The sequence below is a fragment of the Vicinamibacteria bacterium genome, assembly GCA_035620555.1.
GTDB lineage: Bacteria > Acidobacteriota > Vicinamibacteria > Marinacidobacterales > SMYC01 > DASPGQ01.
The window spans coordinates 1-4,028 of the sequence record DASPGQ010000644.1; the positions used below are offsets into that span (position 1 = coordinate 1).

The 4,028-nt window shown below is 65.4% G+C and carries 3 protein-coding genes; 1 reads left to right on the forward strand and 2 read right to left on the reverse strand.

The window, feature by feature from the left end:
- Positions 1 to 633 (forward strand): asparagine synthase-related protein (locus tag VEK15_26275; protein HXV64235.1); only part of this gene is annotated, 633 nt, incomplete at its 5' end.
- 227 nt (positions 634 to 860) lie between these two features.
- On the opposite strand, the gene VEK15_26280 is transcribed toward VEK15_26275, so the two are convergent.
- Complete coding sequence (locus VEK15_26280) at positions 861 to 3,626, reverse strand: protein kinase (GenBank protein HXV64236.1); 2,766 nt, start codon at positions 3,624 to 3,626, stop codon at positions 861 to 863.
- 138 nt (positions 3,627 to 3,764) lie between these two features.
- Positions 3,765 to 4,028: hypothetical protein (locus tag VEK15_26285; GenBank protein ID HXV64237.1), on the reverse strand; the 264-nt coding region annotated here is incomplete at its 5' end.

A 4,028-nucleotide genomic window follows, 5' to 3' on the forward strand; every position in this document is an offset into this window, starting at 1 on the left:
TTCCTGCTGAAGCGTTTCGTCGAGGGAAGCGGCATCGAGCCGCTCGCCCGTCATCTCCTCTGGACCTCGGTCATTCCTCCCGCTGTGCTCGAACGCCTAGGGTGCCAGCCGTCCGGTCTCGATTCGGATCTCGATCGTGCCCCGGGACCCGGCACGGGGCTCGATGCGCTCCAGCTGCACGACCTCGAGAGCTACCTGGCGGAGGGGCTTCTCACCAAGGCCGACCGCGCATCGATGGGATGGGCGCTCGAGCCGAGAGCTCCTTATCTCGACCGGAAGGTCCTCGATTTCGCCGCCAGCCTACCCGGGAGCGAGCGGGTTCGCGGTCTCGGAACCAAAGTGTTTCTCAAGCGCTACGCGCTCCGCTATCTCCCCCGTGCGGTAGTCCATCAACGCAAGCGGGGCCTCTCGGTGCCGCTTGCCGCCTGGCTCCGGGGACCGCTCCGCGCCTGGGCTCGCGAACGGCTCGAGAGCGGGCGTTTGCAACGCTGTGGAGTCGATACCCAAGCCGTGCTCGACCTCTTCCGAGAGCACGTCGAGCGCGAGGCCGATTGGGGCCGTGCCCTCTGGTCGCTCCTCGTTCTCACCGAGTGGTTGGAGTGGTGGGAAACCTCATCGTCCGAGAGCGCTTAGCGCTCGCCGCCGCTCGTCGGCGAGCAATCCGGCTCGAGGAGTGCGAGGCGTCCGCCAATTCACCTGGGGTGCGCTTACCGAGACGTGGAATCGGAGTCTCGTCCGCCGCAATCCCGTCGTGGAGCACACCACCGACGTTACAAATACCTATCCGTGACACCCTCCCGCATTGAGGCAACCGTCGGACACCTGAAGAGAAGGAAGGAGTCTTGTGCCGGGAGAGAGCGTCATCGCTTGCCCACAGGCGCAATCCGACGCAGCTCGTCGAAGAAGTTCTGGATCAAGACGACCTTGTCCCGCCTAACTTCGGCCCCGTCCCCCGAGACCTTCACCACGGCGACCCGCTCTCCGTCCGGGTGCAGATCGTAGGTCCGGTTGCCGATTCCCCCCGTGGGCACGAGCCCGGGCGACCACGCCCGCGGCTTCTCAAATCGCAACGAGTCGCCTTCGGCCGTGTACCCAGCCACGAGGATCCTCCCGTCCTCGGCGCGGTAGAAGAGCTCTCTTCGGCTTCGAGACCACGTCGCCCATTCTCCGCCGCCGGTGGAAACCTGCCACTTCCCCCCCGGGCCCGGGAACGGACGGACGTACACCTCGACGCGTCCTGACTCGTTGGAGCTGTACGCTAGCCAGCGACCGTCTGGCGAGAAGGCCGCCTCGAATTCGCTGAAGGGACTGCTCAGGAAGGCCGTGGGCTTCCCCGGCTTCCAGCCGGAGACCTCGTCCCCCGTGAACGGCAGGATCAAGATGTCTGCGCTCGTTTGCGGGTTGCTCTCATCGAAGGCCAGGAGCTTTTCGCTCGGATGCCACGACCTGGGGAATTGCTCGTTCTTGCTCTCCGTCAGGCGCTCGGCCTCGCCCGTCCCGTCGGCTCGCTGCCAATAGAGGTTCCCTGTCGCCCTGTCGGAACGCGCCGAGGAGAAGGCGATGCGCCGGCCATCGGGAGTCCATGCGGGCTGGCGGTCCTCGCCGGGATCGGACGTGAGACGAGAAAGGGTGTCGCGCTCCCATTCGTAGACCCACACGTCCCGGTTCTTCCCCTCGAAGAAGTCCAACGCGAGCTTCCGGCCATCGGGAGAGAAGCCAATGTTCCGGTAGATGCCAGGCGCCCCGCGCAAAGGCCGAAGCTTCCCTTCCCGATCCATCCATTGAATGAGCACGGAAAACCCGAGGTCCTCTCCCCGCAGGTACGCGACCGTTCCGTCGCTGGAGAAGGCGAACTGGGCTCCCCCACTAGCCGGGTTGGTGGTCACGTCCGCGAGCACGGGCACGGGTTGGCCCGTCAACTCCAGGCGACCGAGATCGAAAGGCGCGGCGAAGAGCGTACCCTCATGAATGAAAACCAGGTGCCCGCTCGCAAGGTAACGGCCGTAATATCCGCCGCGATGCAACACCTTTCTCGTGTCGCCTACGAGAGCGTGCACGACGAGGCTCGCATCCTCGAACGTAGCCGGAACGCCCGCTGTGTACAGCACGGTCTTGCCCCCGGGAAGAGCCTGGGGCCAGCGGTGCGAGACCTCCTGGGAGGCCTGATCGGGTATGGTCAGGGTCTGCGGGGTGCCTCCCGCCGACGACACGCGCAAAAGGCCCCCGCTCCTCGAACTGGGAGCAAAGAAGATCGTTCCGTCCTCTGCCCAGGTCCCGCCTCGGGGGTTCTCGGCGTCGCAGATCGCGACGACCGCGCCGCCCGAGACCGAGACTTTCTTCAGCTTTCCGTCCGCGAAAAACGCGATCCACTCCCCGTCAGGAGAGAAGAACGGGTCGCGGGCTCCTTCCGTCCCCGCAAGCGGTGCGGCGTCGAGCTGTTCCATCCGCCGGAGGTGGAGAAACGGGGGTTCGTCCGCACCTTCGCTCGCGACGAAAACCAGGAGGCGACCATCGGGCGAGAGGATCGCGGCGGGCCCGTATAGGGTCGGCGCGAGCGACGCCGCAGCGCCCAGCTCGGCGCTCAGGCGCAGGGTTGGAGCGGGCTGGGGCGCCGGGCGCCACGGCGCCCAGAGCGCGAGCGAGACCAGCGCCAGCACCAGAGCGAGAAACCACGGGATCGCCCACATTCGCGAAGAGACTCGGAATCGGACAGTATTCGGCGTGCCGAGCGGCTGCTCGAGAGCGATCCGCGCCTCCCCGATCGCCTGCAGCCGCTGCCTCGGCTCCTTGGTCAGACACCGATGCAGTAGGTTCCGCAGAGTCGAAGGAGTGCTTGCAGGAACCGCGTCCCACTCCGGCTCCGTCTTCAGCACTGCCGCTAGGATGTCGCTCGCCGTCTCGCCGGTGAAGAGCCGCTTGCCCGTCAGCATCTCGAACAGCACCACGCCGAAGGCCCAAATGTCCGCGCGCTTGTCTACCATCCCTCCACGCGCTTGCTCGGGTGCCATGTACGCAGCGGTGCCGAGGATGAGGCCGGCTTCCGTCATCTGCCGCGACATCGTCGGCGACTGAGAGAGCCCATCCATTCCCGCGGCTTCAGGCTCTCCCCCGTAGGCCTTCGCTAGACCGAAGTCGAGGATCTTGACCGTGCCGTCCTTGGTGAGCTTGAGATTGGCGGGCTTGAGGTCGCGATGGACGACGCCCTTCTCGTGCGCGGCTTCGAGGCCTTCGGCGATCTGCTTGCCAATGGCAACGGCTTCATCGATGGGTAGCGCACCGCGCTTCAGACGCTCGGAGAGTTCTTCTCCTTCGACGAGCTCGAGCGCCAGTGCCACCACGCCGTTCGATTCTTCAAGCCCGAAGATGGCAGCGATGTTCGAATGATTGAGCGACGCCAGGACCTGCGCCTCCCGCCGGAAACGCGCGACACGCTCGGCATCTTGTGCGAATGCGGCGGGCAAGACCTTGATCGCTACGTCGCGGTTGAGGTTCGTGTCCCGTGCGCGGTACACCTCCCCCATGCCGCCAGCGCCGATTGGCGACTGGATCTCGTATGGCCCCAGACGCGATCCGTCAATCAGGCGATGGAAGATCTCGCCGCGGCCGCTCTCGCGCGCTTTTGGCACCTGCTCCGAGCGCGAGTTTAGTCGGATTCCCGCAAGATTGCCATCGACAGGGCGGCTTGTTTTGAGAAATGTCCTCTCTCGAGAAGAGGGGCTCTGAGCAAACGGTGGTCCGAACTCACCGTCCTCTCAGCGCCTCCTTCAAACACACTCCATCTGTGTCTCAAACCCACGAAAGAAGCCCCGGTCCTCCCTCCCCATGCGCCCGTCGTCCGCCAAATTCACCTGGGGTGCGCTCACCGACGAGCCGGTCCCGCTGACCCCCAAGTCCTCGAGACACTCCTGGTTTTGCTGCAAAACGCCGGCCGGCTGGTCTCCAAACAAAAGCTCATGGAAACCGTATGGCCCGGGGTCTACGTGTAGGAGGTCGGCCTCGCCCGCAACATCTCGGCGCTTCGCACGGCG